Source organism: Bilifractor porci (assembly GCF_009696005.1).
GTDB lineage: Bacteria > Bacillota > Clostridia > Lachnospirales > Lachnospiraceae > Bilifractor > Bilifractor porci.
Map to the genome: position 1 here is coordinate 73,060 of NZ_VUMV01000005.1, position 24,436 is coordinate 97,495.

The following is a 24,436-nucleotide window of genomic DNA, read 5'->3' on the forward strand; positions in this document are numbered from 1 at the left end:
TGCGCGGAGAAGGAAAAACACCTGCCGTGCTGCGGCTGCCGGGTGTGCAAAAGATGAATACGGCCGGTGGAGAGGCATCACCAGGGAAAGCCGTCGGGACAGACGGACAGAAAAAGAGGAGAGACGGCGGATATGAAGAAAAAAATAACGGCTCCTGTCTTAGAAAATAAAAAAATTGCGGACGGAATTTATGACATGACGCTGGATGTCCCGGAGATCGCGGAGCAGGCCGGGGCGGGGCAGTTTGTCAGCCTGTTCTGCGGGGACAGGAGCCGTCTGCTGCCGAGGCCGATCAGCCTGTGCGGGATTGACGCGGAAAAAGGAACCATCCGGCTGGTCTACCGCGTTACGGGGAAACAGACCGGGACGGCGCAGATTGCGGAACGGAAGGCCGGAGATACCATAGAAGTCATGGGACCGCTGGGCAACGGTTTTCCGCTGGAGATGGCGGAAGGAAAAAAGGTGTTTCTGATCGGGGGCGGAATCGGCATCCCGCCCATGCTGGAAACCGCGCGCGTGCTGGCGGATAAAGCACAGGTGGAGAGCGTCCTCGGATGGAGAGATGCGGAAACCTTTCTCCGGGCGGAATTCGAGCCGTACGGGACAGTCATCGCTGCCACGGAGGACGGAAGCGTGGGCACAAGGGGAAATGTACTGGATGCCATCCGGGAAAACGGGCTTTCCGCGGATCTTATTTTTGCCTGCGGGCCGCGGCCGATGCTGCGTGCGCTGAAGGAGTATGCGGAAAAAAACAGTATTCCCTGCTATCTGTCCATGGAGGAGAGGATGGCCTGCGGGATCGGCGCCTGTCTTGCCTGCGTCTGCGAGACAACAGAGGTAGACAGCCATTCCCATGTGAAAAACAGACGGGTCTGCAAGGACGGGCCGGTATTCGAGGCAGGCGAGGTGAAATTATGAATACGGAAAAGGATCTTACGGTAACAATCGCCGGAGTGGAGCTGAAGAATCCGGTTATGACTGCTTCCGGAACATTCGGAAGCGGGGTGGAATACAGCGATTTTGTCGATCTCAACCGGCTGGGGGCAGTGGTTACCAAAGGCGTCTCCGATGTGCCCTGGGAGGGCAATCCGGTTCCGAGGGTCGCAGAGGTATACGGGGGCATGCTGAATGCCATCGGTCTGCAGAATCCCGGAGTGGAGGTGTTCTGCCGGAGGGATATCCCCTATCTGAAGCAGTTTGATACGAAAATTGTCGTTAATGTCTGCGGCCATACGGAACAGGAATATGTGCGGGTGGTGGACCGGCTGGCGGATGAGCCGGTGGATCTTCTGGAAATCAATATCTCCTGTCCCAATGTAAAGGCCGGGGGGATTACCTTTGGCACAAACCCGCGGGGAGTGGAGAATATCACCAGGGAATTAAAATGCCACGCAAAGCAGCCGCTGATCATGAAGCTGAGTCCCAATGTCACAGACATCGCCGAGATCGCCAGGGCGGCGGAGGCCGGAGGAGCGGACGCGGTTTCTCTGATCAATACCCTTACGGGGATGAAGATTGATGTGAACCGCAGGACCTTCGTCCTGGCCAACCGGACAGGGGGCATGTCCGGCCCGGCGGTTAAGCCGGTCGCTGTCCGGATGGTCTACCAGACGGCACAGGCGGTTCAGATTCCGGTGATCGGCATGGGGGGAATTGCCTCGGCGGAGGATGCCCTGGAATTTATTCTGGCAGGTGCCACGGCGGTTTCGGTCGGAACAGCAAACTTCTACGACCCGGAGGCCACAGTGAAGATTGCGGACGGGCTGGAGCGCTATCTGCAGGAGCAGAAGATAGACAGCATCCGGGAGCTCATCGGAGCGGTGCGGTAAGAGAAGAAAACTATCCCGCAGAGAGGCAGAAGAATACAACAGCACAGAAGGGCAGAGAAATATCACAACGCAGAAAGGCAGAGGAATATGGAAGAATATAAAAAAGAGTTTATCGGGTTCATGCTGGACAGCAAGGTGCTGAAATTCGGTGATTTTACGCTGAAAAGCGGACGCCGTTCTCCCTTTTTTATGAATGCGGGAGCCTATGTGACGGGAACCCAGCTGCGCAGGCTCGGACAGTATTATGCGCGGGCGATACACGATCATTACGGCCTGGATTTTGACGTCCTTTTCGGACCGGCCTATAAAGGAATTCCGCTTTCCGTTGTTACAGCTGCCGCAATCAGTGAGCTGTACGGGGTGGATGTCCGTTACTGCTCCAACCGTAAGGAGGCCAAGGACCATGGAGACGCCGGCATCCTTCTGGGAAGCAGGCTGAGGGACGGAGACAGGGTCGTTATCATCGAGGATGTCACCACGTCCGGAAAATCGATTGAGGAGACCTATCCGATTCTTCAGGCGCAGGCAAAGGTGGATATCAAAGGACTGATCGTCTCCCTGAACCGCATGGAAAAGGGTCAGGGAAGCAGGAGCGCCCAGACGGAAATCCATGAAAAATACGGATTTCCTGTCAACGCCATTGTAACCATGGCGGACGTCTGCGAGTATCTGGAGAATCAGGAGGGTCCGGACAGGATTCTTACGGATGACCTGAAGAGGGCAATCGCAGACTACTATGACCGGTATGCGGCAGAGGAATACAGGGGGCTCTTTCACTGATGGCAAGACCCAGATATACATTTCTGAAGAATAAAAATCTTCCGGATCTGAAGTGGTCGCTGCTTTTGTCCACAGTCTCGCTTGCGGTAATGGCCGTGCTTCTCCTGATATCCTTTTTCAGAAAGGGACAGGGCTTTGCGGCATCGGGAGCGTTCGGGCTGGGAGGATTTCTGCTGGCGCTCTATTCCTTTGTGACCAGTATGAGAATTCTTGTCAGAAGGCCGGAGCATCTGCGGCTTCCCGCCTTCTGCACCATCTATGCCGGAGGGCTTTTTATCGGCTGGCTTTCCCTGCTTCTGCTGGGACTGAACCAATAAAGCCCCGGAGCCGGCTGTATAGCGGACGGATTGATACAGTACCGGTTTTCCTGCCCGGAAGGAACGGGGACGCCGGAGGACAGACCCGGGATGAACGCACAGAAGGAAGTCCGGAAAAGGGGGAGAAGCTTGAGCGAACAGATTTTAACAGAGGAGCAGCAGGAGCGGAGATCTCTTGCGCTCGAACGGCTGAAGAGCATACCGGAGGAAACTATTCTGCAGGAACCGTTCCTGGAATTTTTCCGCCGTGAGGCTCGTTTTTTGCTTTATACGGAGGAAATCCGGGAGACGCTGAAGAAAGAGAAAACCGCAGAGACGGAACTCCGTGTACTGGAAGACAGGAATCAGAGACTGTACGGGGAACTTCTGCCGGAGCATTACGGCTCCTGCTGGGGAAATCCGGATTACGCGGCAGGACAGGCAGGTGTAAAGATGGGCCGGCTTCTGTCCTTTCTTTACGCGGAGCTGCGCGGCATGATTCCCTGCGCCTACGAGGACAGGCAGTGGGATATGCTGGTGATGACGGAGCTTTTTCTGGAGATCTACGGCCTGTTTGTCTCGGCCGCCGCGGACCGGCAGATTCCGGAAGAGGGCAGCGTACAGGACGCCCTGTACTGGTACGTGATGGATTACAGCCGGGAAATGATGGACCAGAGAAACCGGGAAGCGCTGGATCCGGACGAGTCTTTTATCCGGGATCTGGTTATGCAGTCAGATCTCACGGACATCCGTTATCTGTACCGGTTTGGGGAGTATGTCTCGGAAAATGAAAAGCAGCTCGCCGCGTTTCTGAATACTCTCTCCCAGGAGGAAATCGATGCGATTGCGAATACCTGGACAGAGGGATACCGCATCGGGTTTGAGGTGCAGCGAAAAGAGATACGGAAAAAGAAAACGGTAAATGTCCGATATTCCCTCGGCTTTGAGAGGATTGTCCGGGCGGCGGTGCTTCGCTTCCGGAGTATGGGTCTGGAATCTGTGATCTACCGAGCCGCGTTTCATTCCGTGAATAAACGCTCGCACCTGAGAATCGGATTTCTGGGTCCTCTCCCCAACCCTCAGTTTGAGTATGACCACCGGAATGACGCGGCCATTTATACCGACGAGCGTTTTATCACCAGAAAGCTGCAGAATTTACAGAGCTCCTATGAGAGCAGAAAGGCCGAGGCGGCTGTGCACGGCGGCCCTGCCTGCATGGATACCTTCGGGGAACTGCCGTTTACGCCGGAGGCCAAGGAATCCTGCTGCCGTCTGAGCGCCGCGCAGCAGGCTCTCCAGGTCCGTTATCAGAATGAGTCCGGACAGATTGTGAACAGGTATATCCGCGGGGATGAGAGGAGTTTTACCATCATCGCCTACCCGGTGCCGGAAATCGGGAGCAGTTTTCCGGAAATCTTCCGGGAGACGGAAAAAATCAATAACCTGGATTACCGGAAATATCAGAAGATTCAGCAGAAGCTGATTGACGTGCTGGATCAGGGCGTCTGCGTGCACATTCAGGGACGAAAGGGCAACCGGACAGATCTTACCGTCGCCCTGCATCCGCTGGAAAACCCCGAAACGCAGACAAAATTTGAAAACTGTGTGGCAGACGTCAATATCCCGGTGGGAGAGGTCTTTACCTCTCCGGTTCTGAAAGGGACGAACGGCGTGCTGCATGTCAGCCGGGTCTATCTGGAGGACTTTCAGTTCCGGGACCTGTGCATCACGGTGAGAGACGGGATGACCGCGGATTATTCCTGCGCGAATTTTGAAAAAGAAGAGGACAACCGCCGCTTTATCGAAGAAAATATCCTGTACCATCATCCAGCTCTTCCCATGGGAGAGTTTGCTGTCGGGACAAACACGACAGCTTATCGGATGGCTGCCCGGTTCCATATCGCGGATAAGCTTCCGATTTTGATCGCGGAGAAGATGGGACCGCATTTTGCCTTCGGGGACACCTGCTACAGCTGGCAGGAAGAGGTTCCGGTCTACAATCCGGACGGCAGGGAGATGATCGCCAGGGATAATGAAAAATCGCTGCTGCGGAAAACGGATCCGGGAAAGGCATATTTCGGCTGCCACACGGATATCACCATTCCGTATGAAGAGCTGGGACATATCCGCGTGATCCGTCCGGATGGAAGCATGATTCCGATTATCGAGGAAGGATATTTTGTCCTTCCCGGAACGGAGGAGCTGAATGAGCCGCTGAAGGGGCTGATCTGAGTATGGACGGCATTCGGGAAATCTATTATGATAGGGCATAGACAACGTATTTTCTGAGGCGGTGAGCCCGGAAGAATCCCGTCATCCGGGAGGAAGGAAAAGGAGAAGAAAATGGCTGAAGTTGGTATCGTAATGGGAAGCGATTCGGATATGGCCGTCATGGCAAAGGCGGCTGCAACGCTGGAGGAATTCGGAATTGACTACGAGATGCGTATCATTTCCGCCCACAGGGAGCCGGAGGAGCTGGTAGCCTGGGCAAAAGGAGCGGCGGACAGAGGCATCCGCGTGATCATAGCGGGAGCCGGGATGGCAGCAGCCCTGCCGGGAATGGTTGCGGCGCTGTTCCCGCTTCCGGTGATCGGAGTCCCGATGAGCTCAAAGGCGCTTGGAGGAACAGACGCCCTGTATTCGATTGTGCAGATGCCCTCCGGAATCCCGGTTGCCACGGTGGCTGTTGACGGGGCAAAGAACGCGGCTATTCTTGCCGCCAGGATTCTTGCTGTTTCCGATCCGGAACTGCTTCAGAAAGTGATTGCGTACGGAGAAGAGGGCCGCAGGGGAGTTGTGGCCAAGGATGAGAAGCTTCAGAAGGTCGGATATAAAAATTACAATGCCTGAATGGGATGATAAAAGTATGTGGCCTGCGCTGAGGGTCAGGACAGAAAACGGGAGGTATTATGGATTACAGAAATGCAGGAGTAGATATTGAGGCCGGATATAAGTCCGTGGAGCTGATGAAACAGTATGTGAAAACGACGGCCCGCCCTGAAATGCTGGGCGGTCTCGGCGGATTTTCCGGTGCTTTTTCCATGGAAGGCTTTAAGAGCATGGAAAAACCCACACTGGTTTCCGGAACAGACGGCGTGGGAACGAAGCTGAAGCTGGCTTTTCTGATGAATAAGCATGATACGGTCGGCATTGACTGTGTGGCCATGTGTGTAAATGACATTGCCTGCGCCGGCGGAGAGCCTCTTTTCTTTCTGGATTATATCGCCTGCGGGAAGAATTATCCGGAGAAGATCGCGGAAATTGTCAAAGGAGTCGCGGACGGCTGCCGCCAGGCAGGCGCTGCCCTGATCGGCGGCGAGACTGCCGAGATGCCGGGATTTTACCCGCAGGACGAGTACGATCTGGCAGGCTTTGCCGTTGGAATTGTAGATGAAAAGGATATGATCACCGGAGCGGATCTGGAGCCGGGAGATACCCTGGTCGGACTGGCCTCCTCCGGGGTGCACAGCAACGGATTCTCCCTTGTACGGAAAATATTTGATATGACGCAGGAATCTCTGGATACCTATTATCCGGAGCTGGACGGTAAACTGGGAGATGTCCTTCTGGTTCCGACGAAAATTTATGTCAGGGCGCTGAAAAATATCAGGCTTTCCGGCGTCCGGATTCATGCCTGCAGCCATATCACGGGCGGCGGATTCTATGAAAACGTCCCGCGCATGCTGAAAGATGGCGTCTGCGCAAAAATAGACAAAAACAGTTATCCGGTCCCGCCCATCTTCCGGCTGATGGCCCAAAAGGGCGAGGTGGAAGAAAAGGTCATGTACAATACCTACAATATGGGTATCGGCATGGTGCTGGCAGTCCGCCCGGAGGATGTGGAAAAAACCATGCAGGCTGCCCGTGATGCCGGGGAGTATCCTTATGTAATCGGAAAAATCGAGGAAGGACAAAAGGGAGTAATCTTATGCTGAATCTTGTCGTTCTGGTATCCGGAGGCGGCACAAACCTGCAGGCGGTTCTGGACGCCATAGACAGCGGAAAAATCAGGAATGCCCGTGTGGCTGCCGTAATCAGCAACAATCCCAAAGCCTATGCCCTGGAGAGGGCAAGGAAACATGGAATTGAAGCGGTCTGCGTCAGCCCGGGCCGGTTTTCCGCCCGCTGTGATTTTGAGAAAGCCCTGCTGGAAAAGGTAAAGGGTTACCGTCCGGATCTTGTCGTGCTTGCGGGATGTCTGGTTGTAATACCGCCGGAGATGGTGGAGGCATTTCCGAACCGCATCATCAATATCCACCCGTCGCTGATCCCGTCTTTCTGCGGAACCGGATTCTACGGATTAAAACCCCACGAGGCAGTGCTGAAAAGAGGCTGCCGGGTAACCGGGGCTACCGTACATTTTGTGGATGCGGGAACGGATTCCGGACCGATTATTCTCCAGAAGGCTGTATATGTACAGGAGGGGGATACACCGGAAATTCTCCAGCGGCGCGTCATGGAAGAGGCGGAGTGGAAGATTATGCCGGAGGCAATCAACCTGATCGCGGAGGGAAGAGTTTCGGTTGAAAACGGAAAAGTAAAAATAAAAGATTATACCTACGGAACGGTCTGAAAAAAGGAGGCACAAATGAAGGTACTTGTCGTAGGAAGCGGCGGCAGAGAACATGCCATTGTATGGAAGGCGGCGCAGAGCCCAAGAGTGGATAAAATATACTGCGCGCCCGGAAACGCCGGGATTGCGGAGCTGGCGGAGTGCGTGGACATCAAGGCCATGGAATTTGACAGACTGGTGGATTTTGCAAAGACAAACGCCATTGATCTGACGATTGTCGGTATGGATGATCCGCTGGTAGGCGGAATTGTGGATGCCTTCGAGGCGGAGGGACTCCGTGTGTTCGGGCCGCGGAAAAACGCCGCAATCCTGGAGGGCTCCAAGGCCTTTTCCAAGGATCTCATGAAAAAGTATCATATTCCCACGGCCGCCTATGAGACTTTTACCGATCCGAAAGAGGCAGTGAAATACCTGGAGACATCCAAATATCCCATTGTCCTGAAGGCGGACGGACTGGCTCTGGGCAAGGGCGTCCTGATCTGTGAAAACAAGGAACAGGCGCTGGACGGTGTCAGGGAGATCATGGAAGACAAGAAATTCGGTTCCGCCGGCAATAAAATGGTCGTGGAGGAATTTCTGACCGGAAGAGAGGTATCGGTTCTCTCGTACGTTGACGGAAAAATCGTAAAGACCATGGCCTCCGCGCAGGATCATAAGCGGGCAAAAGACGGGGATGAAGGGCTGAATACCGGGGGAATGGGTAATTTCTCTCCGACACCGTTCTACACAAAGGAAGTCGACGAGTACTGTCAGAAATACATATTCCAGCCGACGGTAGATGCTATGGCCGCGGAGGGACGCCCCTTCAAGGGTGTTATTTTCTTCGGACTGATTCTGACTGCAGACGGGCCGAAGGTTCTGGAGTACAATGCCAGATTCGGGGATCCGGAAGCGCAGGTGGTGCTTCCGCGTCAGGAGAACGATATTATTGATGTCTGTGAGGCATGTATTGACGGGACGCTGGATCAGATTGACCTGAAATTTAAGGATGACGCCTGTGTCTGCGTAGTCCTGGCCAGCGACGGCTATCCGGTTTCCTACAAAAAGGGCTATCCCATCCGGGGGCTGGACAACTTTAAGGGGAAAGACGGCTACTATGTGTTCCATGCGGGTACTGCGTTTAACGAAAAAGGTGAGGTTGTTACCAATGGAGGACGCGTCCTGGGAGTGACCGCCCTGGGCAAAGATCTCAAAGAAGCCCGTGCCAATGCCTACAAGGCGGTGGACTGGGTTGATTTTGACAACAAATATTACCGTCACGACATCGGACATGCCATCGACGAGTTTCAGGGATAAACCCGGCCGCGCATGGATTCGATGAGGGATACGCCGTGTTTATACAAAATGCGAAAGAGATTCGTCAGGAAAAACAGCGGGAGAGAGAAATAGCCCGCGAAGAAAAAATACAGGAAAAGCTGGACGAGGAGGAGCAGTTCCGGGAAGAGGAGAGAGCTGCCGCACAGAAAAGCAGAGAAGAAGAGGAGCAGGAGAAAAAAAGGGGAGAAAAGCAGGCGGAAGCGGAAAAGGAATCCCAGAGGCGCAGAAATCAGCGGCTGAAGGAAAATTTCAACCACAAGTACACACAGATTGCCTGGTACGTGGTTATCACAGTTGTCATCATCTACATTCTGTTGAAAATTCTGGATCATCTGGGGGAGATCGGGGCAGCGATCGGGGCCGGACTGGGCTGGCTGAGCGTCCTTCTGAAACCCCTGATCATCGGATTTGCCATTGCTTATCTGCTGTATCCCCTGGACAATTTTTTTCAGAGACAGCTGCTTAAAATTCCCTGGTTCCGCAGAAAACGGCTCTCTGCCAGGGGACTTGCCGTCGGAATCACGGCTGTTATTGTGGTGGGCATTATTGCCGCTGGTCTGTCTGCCATTGTTTCCACGGTGACCAGAGAACTGACCGTGTTCCACGTGAATGATATTGATAAGCTGTTAAGCAGCCTTCAGTCCTCCATGAACAGCTTTTACAACAGTGTTATCCGGGTCATGAATAATTTCTCTATTTCCTCGGATCAGCTTGCCGGATACCTGGAACCTCTGCGGACAGCAGTTGTGGACTGGGCCGGGGATCTTGCGAAATCTGTTGCAGGCGGTGTACGGCACCTCCCCTCTACACTTTCCACAACTGTTTTTGCCATTATCTTCGGCGTCTATTTCCAGCTGGACGGAGATGGGCTGAAAAAATACTGGAGTCATGCCCTGAAGGCAATCACGACGTGGAATGCGTATAACAACATCCGGAACTTCTTTCGGGATGCAGATTCGGTGTTTTCCGGCTACATCCGCGGACAGCTGGTGGATGCTACCTTTATGGCGGTTGTTGTCAGCATCTCTCTGTCCCTGGTAGGCATCCGATACGCGATCGTCATCGGAATCCTGACAGGCATAGGGAATCTGATTCCGTATGTCGGACCTTTTGTGGCATACGGTTCCACCATTTTCGTCAGCCTTCTGCACTGGGATCCCAGGAAACTGATCATTGCGCTGATTGTTCTTTTTATCATTCAGACGATAGACGGAAATGTGATTAACCCGAAATTCCTCAGCAACGCGATAAAAATTCATCCATTGCTTGTTATTGCGTCGCTGATTATCGGAAGTGCCATCGGAGGCTTTCTTGGAATGCTTCTGGCTGTTCCTTGCGGAGCGCTTGCTAAAATATATTTTGAGAAACTGATCAATTATATTATAAAACGAAGGAAGCTGGAACTTCCGGATGAATAAGCTGCTGCGGATTACAGCAGGAAGCGGCACACAGCGACTTTAACGGAAAGAGCGGAAAATAAATCCGCCGGATCGGGACAGAGCTGTGTGCCGCCTTTGTACATTTGACAGGAATAACAGCCGTAGAAGTATTAAGCAGAAGGTAAGGACAGAGTATGAAGAAACATGGTAAGTTAATGATTCTTTTTCCGGGAATCGGCTATACAAATGACAGGCCGCTTCTGTACTATACAGGTAAAATGGCTGTTTCGGAATTTGGTTTTACGCTGAAAAGGGTAAGCTACCGCGGACTTCCGGACAAGGTAAAAGGAGATCCGGTCAAAATGAAGGAGGCGTTTCAGGCGGCTCTGCGTTCAGCAGAGGATGATCTGAAGGAGTTGGATTTTTCTGTGTATTCTGAAATAGTTATGGTTTCCAAGAGCATTGGCACGGCGGCAGCCGGAGCATATGCGGAGGGACATGGTCTGTGCTGCAGAAATATTTACTATACCCCGCTGGAGGAGACGTTTTCCAGGATCAGACCAGAGAGTGGTATTGCTTTTCATGGAACCGCGGATCCGTGGGCAGGTGACGAAGCAGTTATCCGCGGATGTGAAAAAATGCATATACCGCTTACTGTCATAGAAAACGCGAATCATTCTCTGGAAACGGGGAATGTGCGGAAGGATATTTCCAATCTGGGGAAGATAATGGAGCAGGTATATCAATTTCTAAGTATGGTATGATCGAGCTGGAATGATAAGAGAGAGGCTGCAGTGTTAGAGGTGTGCAAAGCCAGCCCGTTATTGTGATGGCGGTCATTAATGCGTTTGCGCATCGGCGAATTGAATCGGGGCAGAGCGTGGAAGTAGCGGTTTACCGAAGCTTTATTGATATTTACAGTCCGGGAAGATTCCCGGAAGGGATGACTCCGCAGTTGTTTATTGAACAGCCGCTTGCCCCGATCCGCCGAAATCCGTTAATCACAAGAACACTGTATTACTCTAAAGATATGGAAAGCTTTGCGACCGGATTGAGGAGGATTCAGGATGCTTGTGATAAAGTCGGTTGCAAAGTGGAATATCGTGGAAATGATTATGGATTTACGGTGAGATTCCACCGGCACTGCGGAGAAGGCTGGGGGACAGGCATGAGTGCCAATGTCCCTCAAGATGTCTCTCAAGATGTCCCTCAAGGGGCAAGTTTGAAGGATAGAATCAGGGATGAAGTTGTCCGGAACAATAAAATAACACAATCTGAGCTGGCTGAAAAACTAGGAGTCAGCAGGAAAACGATCAGCAGAAATATGAAAGAAATGCAGGATATTCATTATGTAGGAAGCGGATATAGCGGACATTGGGAAGTTGAGAGATAAATGTGCTGCGGGGTTCCAAAAGGTTTTTCAGTTGCCCGTGATAACACGTTGCGATAACTTATATATAGTATCAGTTTGTATACCCTGTAGAAGCAGGATAGCTGAAATCAAATTTCAGTGAATAGAAGATTATCGGTAAAATTCCTTTATGCGATGAGATTCTATCATCTTTTCTGAAATGGCAACCCAGAACAGGTACGATCTGTGGATAAAGTGAACGAAAGTGGGCGAGTCAAGATGATTAACCGTGAGGATATGCTGGAACTGACGAGACGGATGACGCCGGAGCGTGCCTGCTTTACCAGGCTGGCCGGAGCTTATGTGACGGAAGAAGGAGAAATCGAAGATACCTTCAATATCAATTTTCTGAAGCTCGACGGCTCGCAGAAGGCAAAAAATATCAGGCTGGCAAAAAAGGTCCCGTTTTCCAGAACAAACGACCAGCTGAAGGAATATACCATTCCGGCATCCATGAAGGGCAGAGACAGTATCTTCCAGCTGCTGACAGCTATGGTGGAATGCCGCCTGAAGAATGACGCGCTTCTGGATGTATTCTATGAGCAGATGATTGATGCCTACCCTTCAGACAGCCCAAGCGCCATCTTTGTTTTTTCCGGTACTTACGATGTTCCTCTCCGGCGCGCAGACAGGGAATATTTCGAGGAATCCGAGGAAGTCTACGATTTTATCATCTGTACAATCGGACCGCTGTCCGGGGAATATGAACCGGGAAATCCGGAGTTCGGATTTCTCTATCCGGCCTTCCGCTTCCGCAGCGCGGACGCAGACCGGATAGATATTTACCACGCAGATCCCGGTAAAATCCAGGAAGGTCTGATGTATAAGCTGACAGGCATGCGGCTGTAGCCGGAATTATACCTGAACGCCGATTTCTTCCGAGACATCTCTCATTACTTTTCGGAAGAAGATATAGGAAATGGTGAGAGAGACAATTTCCGAGATCGGGAAGCACCACCAGACATTGTTCAGGTTTCCGGTCAGGGAGAGAAGCCAGGCGGTCGGGATCAGGACAACAAGCTGCCGGCAGACGGAAATAATCAGCGAGTAAATACTTCTGGAAAATGCCTGGAAAACAGAGCCCAGGACGATGGAAATTGCCGCAATCGGGAAATGGACAGCAATAATCCGAAGAGCAGGGCTTCCGATAGCAAGCATCTGGGAGGATGCATTAAAGATTTTCAGAAGCGGTCCCGGAATCAGTTCGAAGCATAAGGTTCCGACTACCATGACAGCAAAGGCCAGTTTCACGGAGAAGCGCAGCGCCTCCCGGATCCGGTCTGTTTTTTTTGCGCCCAGATTATAGGCCAGAACCGGTATCAGCCCGTTATTCAGTCCGAATACCGGCATGAAGAAGAAACTCTGGAGCTTGAAATATACACCGAACACGGCGGTTGCCGTCGAAGAGAAGGTGCCTACAATACGGTTCATCAGATACGTCATGATGGATCCGATGGACATCATCAAAATAGAAGGAACGCCGACAGCATAAATCTGCCGGATCGTCGGTCTGTCAGGATGAATGATTTCACGGAAGGAAAGAGTAATATCGCTGTTGAATTTTCTGTTCAGAAACAGTCCGAGGACGGATGCAAGGCACTGCCCCAGAACAGTTGCGTAAGCGGCGCCTGCCACTCCCATTTTCGGAAATCCCAGAAGACCGAAAATCATAATCGGGTCAAAAATCATATTGATCACGGCACCGGTGATCTGCGAGTACATGCTGTAAAGCGTCCGCCCTGTCGCCTGCAGCAGACGTTCCAGGGTGATCTGGAAGAAAACGCCGATGGAGAGCGTGCAGCAGATGCGTATGTAAGTGACGCCGTATTCCCGGATAGTCGGATCGGAGGTCTGGGAAGAGATAAACGGACCGGAGACGGTCAGCCCGATCACCAGAAAAGCCAGAAAACTCAGAAATGCCAGGAACAGGCCGGTATTTGCCGCTTGGTCTGCCTTCCTGTAGTCTTTTTCTCCCAGTGACCGGGACAGAAGAGCGTTAATACCGACTCCCGTACCGGAAGCGACCGCGATCATCAGATTCTGCAGGGGAAAGGCAAGCGTGACTGCCGTCAGCGCCGCCTCCGAGATCTGCGAGACGAAAATACTGTCCACAATATTATACAAAGCCTGTACCAGCATGGATACCATCATGGGAAGGCTCATTGACACAACCAGTTTCTTTACGGGCATGACGCCCATCTTATTTTCCGTACGTTCCATAATCCCTCTCTTGTCCGCCCGCCGAAGCAGATGCGGATCCTGTATCAAAGAATACGCCGCCTGGCGTATCGCAAAAATGGGAGGAAGTGTCCTGAAGTGCTGTCACTCCTCCACGAAGTTTTTATAATCGGCAGACAACAAAAATGTGATTTACGAAAAACGGATGTTCTCGTAAATCACATAAAGCCGGTGTTCTGCCGACATCTGTTAAAGCACATTCCTCATGCCCGTCTGCGGGCAGAACCGCTTATTCCGCGTGAGAAGAGGTGTGCGCCTTATAATCCGGATGATTGGAGCTCCAGAGCTTTTCTGCCACAGGTGCCCAGTTCTTTGCGTAGTCCTCGACCTTGTCAGTCAGATGCTCCACGGATTCCGGATCCAGCATATCCGTGCTCTTGGCGCCGGTTTCTTCTACCATGGCACGCAGCTTATTCGGATTCTCCAGGAACGGGCAGGGCTGAAGCAGGTTCTCGTTAAACGGCTGCTGCTGGTGATATGCCTTGAACAGCGGCTGCTGCAGACACTCCAGAAGACTCTTGTCATGGATATTCGCAGAGGAGTAGTGGATAAATACGCAGGGCTCCACATCTCCGCGCGGATTGATATGGCAATACGCCTTTCCTCCGGCGATACATCCGGACACCCACTCTCCGTCATTCTGGAAATCCATCAGGAAGATTTCTTTTCCGCCCTGGTATCCGCGGACCTCACGGATCCGGTGATACATATACTCACGCTGCTCCGGAGTAGGAACCAGATCCATGGTGGCATCGTTGCCCACCGGCATAAAGTGGAAGTACCAGCTGAAAAGGACACCCTTGTCAATCAGGAAATCCAGGAACTCGTCGCTGGTAACTGCCTTATAGTTCGCGCTGGTGTAGCAGATAGATGTTCCGTAAGGAAGCTTGTTCTTGCGGAGCAGATCCATGGTACTCATGATCTTGGCAAAAACACCCTTGCCGCGGCGGGCGTCGGTCGCGTCGTCCAGACCTTCTACAGACATGGACAGAACGATGTTCTTGCACTCTCTCATGTCATCACAGAACTGCTGGTCTACCAGCGTTCCGTTTGTAAAGATCATGAAACCGCAGTCCTTGTGCTTTTTCGCAAGCGAGACAATATCTTTTTTGCGAATCAGCGGTTCGCCTCCGGTCAGTACATAGCCATGTGTGCCAAGCGCCTTGCCCTCGGTGACAATTTTATCCATATCCTCATAAGAAAGATTCAGGGTACGGCTGTATTCGGAAGCCCAGCAGCCGGTGCAGTGCAGATTGCAGGCGCTGGTCGGATCAAACAGGATGACCCACGGAATGTTAATTCCGTATTTCTTGACATTTTTCTGGGTCTCATGGTAGCCGATGTATCCGGTTTCAAAACCGAAGGACAGGAACAGACCCTTGACAACCTCCGGATCCACATCGCGCAGGACACGGTCGAAGAAATTGGGCCATTTCATACCGGGCTTGAAATTGTTTTTCAGGTTTTCAAAAGCCTCCGGACGCCAGGTATCTCCCAGAAACTTGGATGCCACATCAATGATCTTCAGATAGCCGTCTTCCTTGTTGGCCGTCTTGATGACCTGATCCAGCGCTATTTCAAAGGCTTTTCTCTCTGCGGCATGTACGATTTTATTTGGCATAGTGCAACTCCTCCTCGCATGTCCATTCAGACGTATAATCAATCAGACCATTCATCCGGATGAGCGTCTTTTATAATCTCATATGCTGAAAATTATAAAGAAAACAAAAAAGAAAGTCGAGCAGGGCTTGTTCAATACGCTGGGACAGATAGTGAAAAATGTCCGAAAAGTCTACAGATTTTTTAAACTGGGCAATGTTGGAAAAGATGGAGAAAAGCTTGTCGGCGCACTTTTTTTTTACTAAACTATATTAGGTACATTTTCATACAGCCGGTTTTTCGGGGAATATTAAATCAGGCCCGGCAGGTCTGCCGCAGGGCATGAATATCTTATGGATGAGAAATTGCTTTCAAAGCTTAGCGTTATTACGGAAGAAGAGCAGAGAATTCTGGATGGAAACGGGGGAGTGGAAAAGCAGCTTTACACCTCCGGAGAGGAATTTACGGTGGACAGCGCCCGGATGCTGAAAGACGGGCAGCTGATCGCGGTCCGTCCCCATACACGGTTTATCCGGTTTCCCATGCACCGCCATAATTATGTGGAGGTCGTGTATGTGTGCCGTGGTTCCGTGACAAACATCATCGGGGAAAACAGGATAACCGTCAGGCAGGGGGAACTGCTGTTTCTCAATCAGTATACCAGGCATGAGCTTCTCCCGGCCGGCATGGATGATATCATCATTAACTTCATCATACTCCCGGAGTTTTTTGATGTTGCCCTGGAGATGATCGGCGGCAATAACATGCTTGCCAATTTTGTCATTAACACCCTGCGCCAAGACGGCCAGAAGGGGGAATATCTGTACTTTCGTGTTTCGGGGATCCTTCAGATTCAGAATCTGATGGAGAATCTGATCACATCACTGGTTACAGGAACTGCCGGGGACGGAGTGGTCAACCGAAACCGGATTAACCAGACGACGATGGGGCTGCTGTTCATGCATCTTCTGGATTCCGTGCAGTCTGCGGAAAGCCTGAATCCGGATCAGTATGAGAATATGATTGTCATGAGCACGCTGGACTATATTGACCGGAATTATCCGACTGCCTCGCTTGGGGAGCTGGCACAGAACCTGAAGCTCCCTGTCCATACCCTGAGCAGGATGATCAAGCGCTCGGCGGGAGGAAATTTTACGGAGCTGCTTCAGAGAAAAAGACTGAACCGGGCTGTATCGCTGCTGGTAGAAACCGATGAACCGATCAATGACATTATTGACATGGTAGGATATGAAAATCACAGCTATTTTCACCGGGTTTTCAAGGCCAGGTACGGAATGACGCCGCATGCTTTCAGGAAAAAGAATCAGGAGATGAAGAGAATCCGGATCGACGGCGGAAATGTTAAAAAAATGTGAAATCAGGGAATAACTCTCCATACTCCTTGTTTCCGTGTACGCAAAATGATACAATCGTGGGTACGCCCTGATTTCGGCAGGACTATTTTCTGTACAGACAGAGGTATTTGATCAGAAAGATTATCGAAAAGAAAGGAGAATTATGCAGAGCAAAAAAAAGAGTGTACTGCGTACGCTGGCAGCAGAGATCAAAGAATTTAAGATCCCCTCCATTCTGACCCCTGTGTTTATGGTCGGAGAGGTAATCTTTGAAATGCTGATTCCTCTGCTGATGGCGTCCATTATTGACGATGGCGTGGAAAAAGGAGATATGAACGCCATTATTTCCATCGGCATCCGCATGCTGATTCTGGCGGTGTGCGGCCTTATCTGCGGCGTTCTTGGCGGCCGGTACGGAGCAATGGCATCGGCCGGGTTCGCGAAAAATCTGCGGGAGGCGATGTTCTATAACATCCAGAGATTTTCATTCTCCAATATCGACAGATACAGCACGTCCAGTCTTGTCATCCGTCTTACGACGGACGTGACAAACATCCAGAATGCCTACCAGATGCTGCTCCGGATGTTCACGCGGGCGCCGATCAGCATGATTGTGGCGCTGTTCATGTCTTTTACCATCAATTCCCATCTGGCAAGCATCTACCTGGTGGCTGTCATTGTCCTGGGTCTCCTGCTTTTCTTCATTATGAGAAGGGCAACCCGGTATTTTTCCCAGGTTTTCCCGAAATACGATGATCTGAACGAAAGCATTGACGAAAATGTCACGGGAATTCGCGCCGTCAAGGCGTTTGTCCGAGAGGACTACGAGACAAAGAAGGAACATCGGGCGTCGGAAAATATTTACAGGCTTTTTACAAAAGCGGAAAACAACCTTGTCGTGGTCGCCCCGCTGATGCAGGCCACTGTCTATACCTGCATCCTGCTGATCAGCTGGCTGGGGGCAAAGATGATTGTCTCCTCGACGCTGACAACGGGAGAGCTTATGAGCCTGCTGACTTACTGCATGAATATCCTGATGAGCCTGATGATGGTCGCCATGGTATTTGTCATGGTTACGATAAGCGAGGCCAGTGCCGAGCGAATCAGCGAGGTATTAAATGAGAAGCCGGATCTGACGAACCCGGAAAATCCGGACTACGAGATTTCGGACGGAAGCATCGCCTTCGACCATGTAGATTTCAGCTATGCGAAGGGAAGCGGCGAGCCGGTGCTGCGCGATATCAATCTGTCCATCCGTTCCGGAGAGACGGTCGGCATCATCGGGGGGACCGGAAGCGCGAAAACTTCGCTCGTGAACCTTCTGTCCAGGCTGTACGATGTGGACAAGGGCGCGGTCCGGGTCGGAGGAAAGGATGTCCGAACCATCGACCTTGTTACCCTGCGGGACCAGGTTGCTGTGGTTCTGCAGAAAAATGTCCTGTTTTCCGGAACCATTCTGGAAAATCTTCGCTGGGGAAACGAAAATGCCACAGAAGAGGAGTGCAAGGAGGCCTGCCGGATTGCCTGTGCGGATGAGTTTATCAATCGGATGCCGGAGGGGTACAACACCTATATTGAGCAGGGAGGAAGCAATGTCTCCGGAGGACAGAAGCAGAGACTCTGTATTGCCAGGGCACTGCTCAAAAAACCAAAAATCCTGATCCTGGATGATTCCACCAGCGCCGTTGATACCGCCACCGATGCGAAAATACGGAAAGCGATGGAGGAGGACATACCGGATACCACCCGCCTGATTATTGCACAGCGTATTTCCAGTGTGCAGAATGCAGACAGAATTATCGTCATGGATGACGGTCATGTAGACGCCTTTGATACACCGGAAAATCTTCTGAAAACCAATAAAATCTATCAAGAGGTTTATGAATCACAGACGGGCGGAAACGGGGATTTTGATGAAGGAGGTGACCAGTAATGCCGGGACATGGACCGCAGCCCAGGGGCATGAAGTCATCGGTAAAGAATCCGGGAAAGACTCTTAACCGGCTGCTTCAGTATGTGAACAGGAAATACAGAATCCATGTCATTTTGATTCTGGTGCTGATTTTTGTCAGCGTATTGGCCAATGTACAGGGAACTCTGTTTATCAAAAATCTGATTGATGATTATATTACGCCGATGCTCACAACACCGGGCAAGGCCGATTTCGGACCGCTTGCCATGGCGATTGCCAGAGTCGCGGTTTTTTACGGGATTGGTGTGGCAAGTACCTTTGCCTACAACAAAATAAATATTTACGTGACGCAGGGAACGCTTAAGAATCTGCGCAATGACCTGTTTGAGCGCATGGAGACGCTGCCTGTCAGCTATTTCGACACACATGTGCGCGGCGATATTATGTCCGTGTACACCAATGATATTGATACCCTGCGGCAGATGATCAGCCAGAGTATCCCCCAGCTTGTCAACAGTGCCATTACGATCGTCAGTGTTACGGTCAGCATGATTATTCTGGACATTCCGCTGACGCTTGTGACAATGGGAATGGTTGTCATTATGCTCCTGGTTACCGGAAAACTGGGAGGACTCTCCGGAAAGTTCTTCATGAAGCAGCAGGAGGACCTCGGCAGTCTGGACGGCTATATTGAAGAGATGATGGCCGGGGAAAAGGTTGTCAAGGTATTCAATCACGAGGAAGCAATTAAAAAGGAATTTACCAGACGGAACAATCAGCTGTATGAGAGCGCGTTTTCCGCGAATAATTTTGCCAATATCCTGATGCCAATCAATGCGCAGCTGGGAAACGTAAGCTATGTGTTGTGCGCGATTGTCGGAGGGATTCTTACCATCTTCCACATCAGCGGGATGACGGTCGGAGGACTGGCCAGCTTTCTTTCCTTTAACAAGAGTTTTAATATGCCGATCAACCAGGTCAGCATGCAGCTGAATGCGGTCATCATGGCCATTGCCGGAGCGGATCGTGTATTCCGTCTGATGGATGAAACCCCGGAAGTGGATGAGGGATATGTGCGTCTGGTCAACGCGAAGGAGAATTCCGACGGAACCCTGACAGAGTGTGAGGAACACACAGGAATCTGGGCATGGAGACATGAGCACCAGGAGACACACCAGGTAGAATACAGAAGACAGCGGGGCGAGATCGTCATGGATCATGTGGATTTCGGTTATGTTCCCGGAAAGCTGGTCCTTCATGATATCACACTGTTCGCGGAGCCGGGGCAGAAGATAGCCTTCGTCGGTTCTACAGGGGCGGGAAAAACAACAATCACAAACCTGATAAACAGATTCTACGATATTGCCGACGGGAAAATCCGTTATGACGGCATTAATATCAACAAAATAAAGAAAGCAGACCTCCGTCATTCTCTGGGAATTGTTCTGCAGGACACCAACCTGTTTACCGGAACGGTCCGGGAAAATATTCGTTTCGGAAAACTGGACGCGACAGATCAGGAAATCGAGGATGCCGCAAAGCTTGCCAATGCGGACGGCTTTATCCGGCGTCTCCCGAAAGGATATGATACTGTTCTGACGGGCAATGGGGCAAACTTGAGCCAGGGTCAGAGACAGCTGCTGGCGATTGCCAGGGCAGCGGTGGCGGATCCGCCGGCCCTGATTCTTGACGAGGCTACCAGCTCGATTGATACCAGAACCGAGAAGATCGTCCAGGAGGGCATGGACAAGCTGATGAACGGAAGGACATCCTTTGTCATCGCCCATCGGCTGTCCACGGTTCGCAATGCGGACTGTATCATGGTGCTGGAGCAGGGCCGCATTATAGAAAGAGGTACCCATGAGCAGCTGATGGAGCAGAAGGGAAGGTATTATCAGCTGTACACAGGAAATTCCATCTCCTGACGGAAAATCTGTAAAAGAAACAGCCGGGCGGACATCGCTTTTTCACCGGAACTTTAGAATTTCTTAAGCAGCTGCCATTCGGCTGTTCAGATTTGTCCTCTATATTCAGTGTTGTCTTAACAAGGATGCACGGAATATGGAGGATATTTTTTTATGCAGATGGAGCCTTAAAGTGAAACGGTAAAGAGGGATTTGTTAAACAAAAGCGAGAGATCATCAGAAATTTTCCGGATGCTGCAGACAGGTTTGTATAGTAGAAGAGACGTAGTATAATCCAGATAAGGATACCGGGATGCTGTTTATCAGGCGTCGGCGGATCTCCCAGAAATCATGGAGGAGATTGGAAATGCACACGAATACGAGAGAGCCGGATCACCCGGACAGAATTCGTTCTTATTTCAAGGCAGAAATTCCGGTTCTGATTGTCGTCACGGTCTCAGGACTGATCTATAACGTCGGTATGCTGGCCGGACCTTATTTTGAGGGAAGACTCGCCCAGTGTCTCTATGACATTATCCGGGGAAAGGCCGTACTCCGGGATATGGGAGTTCTGGCTGCGGCGTATGTGGCAGTTATTTTTCTGGTGCAGCTGATGCGGGCAGTCAAGCGTTTCGGCGTCAGGCGGTTTGCCAATAATGTCAGCCGCAGCATGCGGCGGTGCCTGTATAACAGTCTTGTCCACGCAAGTCAGAAGGAATTGGCGGAAGAGGGCCTGGGACAGCTGCTTACCAAGGCGATCGCGGACGTGGATTCCTGCGTGGAAGGGATGAGAAAGTTCACGACGGAGATTTTTGATACCGGTGTGGTTATGGTGGCCTACATCGGCATGCTGGTCTATTATGACTGGCGGCTTGCCATTCTCAGTTGTATTTTCTCCCCGGCAGCCTATTTTGCCGCGGACAGGCTGAAAAAAAACGTCACAGCCGCGAATGCGGCCTATAAGAAAAGTGCCGCTTCCCTGAGCGGGCAGACCATGGACCGGATTGGCAACGCGCTGACTTACCGCGTTTACGGAAGGGAAGAAAACCGCAATGAGAAATATGAGGAGGCGCTTGCGGATTACGAGAAAAAAAGCGCGGCGGCTAATCTTTTTGAAGGCTCCATGACTCCTCTGTATGACGCGATTGCCATGTTCGGAGCGGTCATGGTGATTTATTTCGGGGCGAGAAATGTAAACGGAACCGGATGGACGCCCTGGAATATTGCGGCATTCACGACCTTCCTTGCCTGCTTTACCAAGCTGGCAGTAAAGGCATCGCATGCGGCAAAGCTGTTTAATGCGGTGCAGAAGGCGAGCGTCTCCTGGCACAGAATCCAGCCGCTGATGAAAGACCCGGTAAAGGATACTCCGGACGCGGCGGATGCCCCGGTAGAGAAGGCTTCTCTTGCCTTTCGTCATGTCAGCTGCGGATATGACGGTGCCGATTACCTGAGGGATCTGAATTTTACGGTGCGTCCGGGAGAAATCGTCGGGGTGACAGGGGAAATCGCAAGCGGCAAGTCTCTTCTCGGTAAGGTCCTGATCGGAGAAGCCCCCTATAAAGGGATGATTCTGGTGGGCGGAAAGGATTTCCGGACACTCACGGAGGAAGAAAAACGTTCTCTGATCACCTGGATGGGGCATGATCCGGAGCTTCTTAATCTGAGCATAGCGGAGAATGTATCTCTGGGATCGCCGGTTGACACCGGATTCTTCCTGAAAATGACAGCTATGGACGCGGATCTGGAGGCCATGCAGAGGACGGAACACGGGAAAGCGGGAGAAGCAGGAACCATGCTTTCCGGAGGGCAGCAGGAAAGAGTCGCCCTGGCAAGGACTCTGGCTCACGCCAGATCGGTTCTGATCCTGGATGACCCGTTTGCTGCCGTTGACAAAACCACAGAGACGAAGATTCTCCAATCCATACGGGAATACTGCGGGGACCGGACAATACTGATCCTGTCTCACCGGCTCTGGCATTTTCCGGAATTTAATCATGTTCTCTATCTGCATGACGGGACAGGAACATTTCTGCCGCATGAAAAAATGCTGGAACAGGAACCCGGCTACCGGACGCTGTTCCGGGAGCAGATGAAAGGCGGTGATTACGATGAGAAATCATGAGCTTCTCCGGAAATCACTTCGGAAGGTGATCTCAAAAAACAAAGGGCTGATAGCCGGCCTGACCCTGATTATCGCCGCCTCGGTGTTTTCTTCTCTGATTCCGCCTCTTGTGCTGGAAAGAGCGGTAAATCTTCTTACGGATTATCGGGATGTTTCCTGGGGGCTGGCTCTTCTGTATTTCCTTTTTATTGTAATCGCGGACATTCTGGAATCGGCACAGAATGCTTCTATCACCATCTTCGGACAGAAGGTTACACACGGTATCCGATCTGCCCTGTGTGAAAAGCTGGGCCGGCTTCCGGCGGATTATTTCCACAGCCATGAGAGCGGGAAGATTGAGTCCATCTTTACGAACGACGGGGATGCGATTGATGTCCTGTACAGTGACGGCGTGGTCAGCATGATTGCGGATTTGTTTAAGGTGATCGGCATCCTTGCCGTCATTTTCACAAGGTCACCGGGTCTGGGACTCCTGGTTACGGCGGTTACGCCGCTTCTGTTTTTGTTTACCAGGGTCTGTCAGAAACGGGCAAATAAAGCACAGCTTGCCAACCGCCGGGCGATTGCAAGAGTGAACGGCCATGTGCCGGAAACACTGCGCTGTATCCGGATGATTCATGTCCTGCACGCGGAAAAATATATGGAGGATACTTATGACGGATATATCCGTGAAAGCTATGACGCGGTGGAAAAATCAAATCTTATCGACAGCATTTATTCTCCGGTGATCCTGCTGACACAGGCGTGTGTTACCGCGGTGATGATGGTTCTTGCGGCGAAGGGAGATGCCTGGCGGTCCTTTTTCGGAATTTCGGTAGGTACGGCTGTCGCCATGATGGCCTATGTGAATAAAATATTTGCCCCGCTGGAAAATATCGGCATGGAAATCCAGAATATACAGTCAGCGGCCGCGGCTATCGGTCATATCAATGAATTTTTAAGTGAACCGGAGTGGAATCCGGCCGATTCCTGTCCGGAACAGGATGCCTGCGTAAGTTTCCAGCATGTGACATTCGGCTACGAGAAAGAACATCCTGTACTGAACGATCTGTCTTTCTCCGTGGAAAGGGGGGAGATGGTCACCTTTGCCGGAAGAACCGGGGCAGGAAAAACCACCATTTTCAGGCTTTTGACCGGTCTGTATGAACCGGACAGTGGTTCAGTCAATCTGGCCGGACGCTGCCCCTGCTCCCTGAGACCGGAGGAAAAAAGAAAAGTTTACGGCTATGTAGAGCAAAGTTTTGCCCCGGTGCCGGGGACGGTCAGGGATCAGATTACGATCTATGACACAGGAATCAGTGAGGAGCAGATCCGGAAGGCGGTAAGGCTGGCGGGACTTGAAAAAATTATCGACGGCCTTCCTTCCGGACTGGACACACCGATGGATCCGCAGCAGTTTTCCAGAGGACAGCTGCAGCTTCTGTCCATTGCCAGGGCCGTGGTAACGGATCCGGCAATCCTTCTTCTGGATGAGGTAACGGCCAGTCTGGATGCGGAGACGGAGGCCCGTGTTATCCGCGCCCTGAAAAATTCGTCAGAGGGAAGGACGGTTCTTACCATCTCCCATCGCCTGAGCGCCGCGCTGGGAAGTACGAGAATCATTGAAATTTCGGAGCAGGGGAAAAATACATCTTCGGAAATTTGAATCGGAAATGGGAAATGTGAAAAACGCCGGCATGTGCGACCGGCGTTCTTCAAGGAGGTAGGATGTGTGATGG

General features: G+C 51.6%; 20 protein-coding genes. 18 read left to right on the plus strand and 2 right to left on the minus strand.

Translation table 11 applies throughout. The annotated features are described in order from the left end of the window. The first annotated feature begins 132 nt into the window (after nucleotides 1-132). The 13 genes from FYJ60_RS08030 to FYJ60_RS08090 all read left to right on the plus strand — a co-directional run bounded on the left by FYJ60_RS08030 (nucleotide 133) and on the right by FYJ60_RS08090 (nucleotide 12,434). A complete protein-coding gene (locus tag FYJ60_RS08030) occupies nucleotides 133-918 on the plus strand; it encodes a dihydroorotate dehydrogenase electron transfer subunit (RefSeq protein ID WP_154458160.1) in 786 nt (261 codons plus the stop codon). Then, the gene (locus FYJ60_RS08035; RefSeq protein ID WP_154458161.1) at nucleotides 915-1,829 is read left to right on the plus strand and encodes a dihydroorotate dehydrogenase; all 915 of its coding nucleotides are present in this window, start codon (nucleotides 915-917) and stop codon (nucleotides 1,827-1,829) included. Before FYJ60_RS08030 ends, FYJ60_RS08035 begins: the two co-directional genes overlap by 4 nt. Before the next feature lie 87 nt (nucleotides 1,830-1,916). Continuing rightward, on the plus strand, nucleotides 1,917-2,609 hold the full coding sequence (pyrE, locus tag FYJ60_RS08040) for an orotate phosphoribosyltransferase (RefSeq protein ID WP_154458162.1): 693 nt from the start codon (nucleotides 1,917-1,919) through the stop codon (nucleotides 2,607-2,609). After that, nucleotides 2,609-2,926, plus strand: a complete 318-nt coding sequence (locus FYJ60_RS08045; protein ID WP_154458163.1) for a hypothetical protein — start codon at nucleotides 2,609-2,611, stop codon at nucleotides 2,924-2,926. The genes pyrE and FYJ60_RS08045 overlap by 1 nt, the downstream gene beginning before the upstream one ends. Nucleotides 2,927-3,016: 90 nt before the next feature. Then, nucleotides 3,017-5,137 carry an aminopeptidase gene (locus FYJ60_RS08050; RefSeq protein ID WP_154458164.1) on the plus strand — a complete coding sequence of 707 codons (2,121 nt, stop codon included), beginning with the start codon at nucleotides 3,017-3,019 and terminating at the stop codon, nucleotides 5,135-5,137. Between the two features lie 111 nt (nucleotides 5,138-5,248). Then, a complete protein-coding gene (gene purE / locus FYJ60_RS08055) occupies nucleotides 5,249-5,755 on the plus strand; it encodes a 5-(carboxyamino)imidazole ribonucleotide mutase (RefSeq protein ID WP_154458165.1) in 507 nt (168 codons plus the stop codon). A 56-nt stretch (nucleotides 5,756-5,811) separates the two neighbouring features. Then, complete coding sequence (purM, locus tag FYJ60_RS08060) at nucleotides 5,812-6,840, plus strand: phosphoribosylformylglycinamidine cyclo-ligase (protein ID WP_334296184.1); 1,029 nt, start codon at nucleotides 5,812-5,814, stop codon at nucleotides 6,838-6,840. Continuing rightward, nucleotides 6,834-7,478: a phosphoribosylglycinamide formyltransferase gene (purN, locus tag FYJ60_RS08065; RefSeq protein WP_154458167.1), complete on the plus strand. Its 645-nt coding sequence runs from the start codon at nucleotides 6,834-6,836 to the stop codon at nucleotides 7,476-7,478. Before purM ends, purN begins: the two co-directional genes overlap by 7 nt. A 15-nt stretch (nucleotides 7,479-7,493) precedes the next feature. Further along, nucleotides 7,494-8,774 carry a phosphoribosylamine--glycine ligase gene (purD, locus tag FYJ60_RS08070; RefSeq protein WP_154458168.1) on the plus strand — a complete coding sequence of 427 codons (1,281 nt, stop codon included), beginning with the start codon at nucleotides 7,494-7,496 and terminating at the stop codon, nucleotides 8,772-8,774. A gap of 35 nt (nucleotides 8,775-8,809) precedes the next feature. Next, nucleotides 8,810-10,213: an AI-2E family transporter gene (locus tag FYJ60_RS08075; RefSeq protein WP_154458169.1), complete on the plus strand. Its 1,404-nt coding sequence runs from the start codon at nucleotides 8,810-8,812 to the stop codon at nucleotides 10,211-10,213. 155 nt (nucleotides 10,214-10,368) lie between these two features. After that, nucleotides 10,369-10,938 carry an alpha/beta hydrolase gene (locus FYJ60_RS08080; RefSeq protein WP_154458170.1) on the plus strand — a complete coding sequence of 190 codons (570 nt, stop codon included), beginning with the start codon at nucleotides 10,369-10,371 and terminating at the stop codon, nucleotides 10,936-10,938. A gap of 65 nt (nucleotides 10,939-11,003) precedes the next feature. Beyond that, complete coding sequence (locus FYJ60_RS08085; protein ID WP_154458171.1) at nucleotides 11,004-11,567, plus strand: ATP-binding protein; 564 nt, start codon at nucleotides 11,004-11,006, stop codon at nucleotides 11,565-11,567. Between the two features lie 204 nt (nucleotides 11,568-11,771). Continuing rightward, a complete protein-coding gene (locus tag FYJ60_RS08090; protein ID WP_330579152.1) occupies nucleotides 11,772-12,434 on the plus strand; it encodes a DUF4317 family protein in 663 nt (220 codons plus the stop codon). Between the two features lie 6 nt (nucleotides 12,435-12,440). On the opposite strand, the gene FYJ60_RS08095 is transcribed toward FYJ60_RS08090, so the two are convergent. Both FYJ60_RS08095 and FYJ60_RS08100 read right to left on the minus strand, forming a co-directional pair. After that, nucleotides 12,441-13,805, minus strand: coding sequence for an MATE family efflux transporter (locus FYJ60_RS08095; RefSeq protein ID WP_235903366.1), 1,365 nt, complete (start codon nucleotides 13,803-13,805; stop codon nucleotides 12,441-12,443). 247 nt (nucleotides 13,806-14,052) lie between these two features. Beyond that, the gene (locus tag FYJ60_RS08100) at nucleotides 14,053-15,444 is read right to left on the minus strand and encodes a radical SAM protein (protein ID WP_154458172.1); all 1,392 of its coding nucleotides are present in this window, start codon (nucleotides 15,442-15,444) and stop codon (nucleotides 14,053-14,055) included. A gap of 331 nt (nucleotides 15,445-15,775) precedes the next feature. On the opposite strand from FYJ60_RS08100, the gene FYJ60_RS08105 reads away from it, so the two are divergent. The 5 genes from FYJ60_RS08105 to FYJ60_RS08125 all read left to right on the plus strand — a co-directional run bounded on the left by FYJ60_RS08105 (nucleotide 15,776) and on the right by FYJ60_RS08125 (nucleotide 24,363). After that, nucleotides 15,776-16,798 (plus strand): AraC family transcriptional regulator, encoded by a 1,023-nt coding sequence (locus FYJ60_RS08105; RefSeq protein ID WP_154458173.1) that lies wholly within the window; start codon nucleotides 15,776-15,778, stop codon nucleotides 16,796-16,798. A 142-nt stretch (nucleotides 16,799-16,940) separates the two neighbouring features. Continuing rightward, the gene (locus FYJ60_RS08110) at nucleotides 16,941-18,710 is read left to right on the plus strand and encodes an ABC transporter ATP-binding protein (RefSeq protein WP_154458174.1); all 1,770 of its coding nucleotides are present in this window, start codon (nucleotides 16,941-16,943) and stop codon (nucleotides 18,708-18,710) included. Next, on the plus strand, nucleotides 18,710-20,614 hold the full coding sequence (locus FYJ60_RS08115; RefSeq protein WP_154458175.1) for an ABC transporter ATP-binding protein: 1,905 nt from the start codon (nucleotides 18,710-18,712) through the stop codon (nucleotides 20,612-20,614). The genes FYJ60_RS08110 and FYJ60_RS08115 overlap by 1 nt, the downstream gene beginning before the upstream one ends. Before the next feature lie 346 nt (nucleotides 20,615-20,960). After that, on the plus strand, nucleotides 20,961-22,718 hold the full coding sequence (locus FYJ60_RS08120) for an ABC transporter ATP-binding protein (RefSeq protein ID WP_154458176.1): 1,758 nt from the start codon (nucleotides 20,961-20,963) through the stop codon (nucleotides 22,716-22,718). Beyond that, nucleotides 22,705-24,363, plus strand: coding sequence for an ABC transporter ATP-binding protein (locus tag FYJ60_RS08125; RefSeq protein WP_154458177.1), 1,659 nt, complete (start codon nucleotides 22,705-22,707; stop codon nucleotides 24,361-24,363). The genes FYJ60_RS08120 and FYJ60_RS08125 overlap by 14 nt, the downstream gene beginning before the upstream one ends. Nucleotides 24,364-24,436 lie beyond the last annotated feature (73 nt).

Excerpts from the sequence above, each read along its gene's own strand:
- purN (WP_154458167.1), top strand. The coding sequence starts at position 6,834 with ATGCTGAATCTTGTCGTTCTGGTATCCGGAGGCGGCACAAACCTGCAG.
- FYJ60_RS08125 (WP_154458177.1), top strand. The coding sequence starts at position 22,705 with ATGAGAAATCATGAGCTTCTCCGGAAATCACTTCGGAAGGTGATCTCA.
- pyrE (WP_154458162.1), top strand. The coding sequence starts at position 1,917 with ATGGAAGAATATAAAAAAGAGTTTATCGGGTTCATGCTGGACAGCAAG.
- purD (WP_154458168.1), top strand. The coding sequence starts at position 7,494 with ATGAAGGTACTTGTCGTAGGAAGCGGCGGCAGAGAACATGCCATTGTA.
- FYJ60_RS08115 (WP_154458175.1), top strand. The coding sequence starts at position 18,710 with ATGCCGGGACATGGACCGCAGCCCAGGGGCATGAAGTCATCGGTAAAG.
- FYJ60_RS08095 (WP_235903366.1), bottom strand. The coding sequence starts at position 13,805 with ATGGAACGTACGGAAAATAAGATGGGCGTCATGCCCGTAAAGAAACTG.
- FYJ60_RS08110 (WP_154458174.1), top strand. The coding sequence starts at position 16,941 with ATGCAGAGCAAAAAAAAGAGTGTACTGCGTACGCTGGCAGCAGAGATC.
- FYJ60_RS08080 (WP_154458170.1), top strand. The coding sequence starts at position 10,369 with ATGAAGAAACATGGTAAGTTAATGATTCTTTTTCCGGGAATCGGCTAT.
- FYJ60_RS08035 (WP_154458161.1), top strand. The coding sequence starts at position 915 with ATGAATACGGAAAAGGATCTTACGGTAACAATCGCCGGAGTGGAGCTG.
- FYJ60_RS08120 (WP_154458176.1), top strand. The coding sequence starts at position 20,961 with ATGCACACGAATACGAGAGAGCCGGATCACCCGGACAGAATTCGTTCT.
- purE (WP_154458165.1), top strand. The coding sequence starts at position 5,249 with ATGGCTGAAGTTGGTATCGTAATGGGAAGCGATTCGGATATGGCCGTC.
- FYJ60_RS08030 (WP_154458160.1), top strand. The coding sequence starts at position 133 with ATGAAGAAAAAAATAACGGCTCCTGTCTTAGAAAATAAAAAAATTGCG.
- FYJ60_RS08085 (WP_154458171.1), top strand. The coding sequence starts at position 11,004 with ATGGCGGTCATTAATGCGTTTGCGCATCGGCGAATTGAATCGGGGCAG.
- FYJ60_RS08045 (WP_154458163.1), top strand. The coding sequence starts at position 2,609 with ATGGCAAGACCCAGATATACATTTCTGAAGAATAAAAATCTTCCGGAT.
- FYJ60_RS08105 (WP_154458173.1), top strand. The coding sequence starts at position 15,776 with ATGGATGAGAAATTGCTTTCAAAGCTTAGCGTTATTACGGAAGAAGAG.
- FYJ60_RS08100 (WP_154458172.1), bottom strand. The coding sequence starts at position 15,444 with ATGCCAAATAAAATCGTACATGCCGCAGAGAGAAAAGCCTTTGAAATA.
- FYJ60_RS08050 (WP_154458164.1), top strand. The coding sequence starts at position 3,017 with ATGAACGCACAGAAGGAAGTCCGGAAAAGGGGGAGAAGCTTGAGCGAA.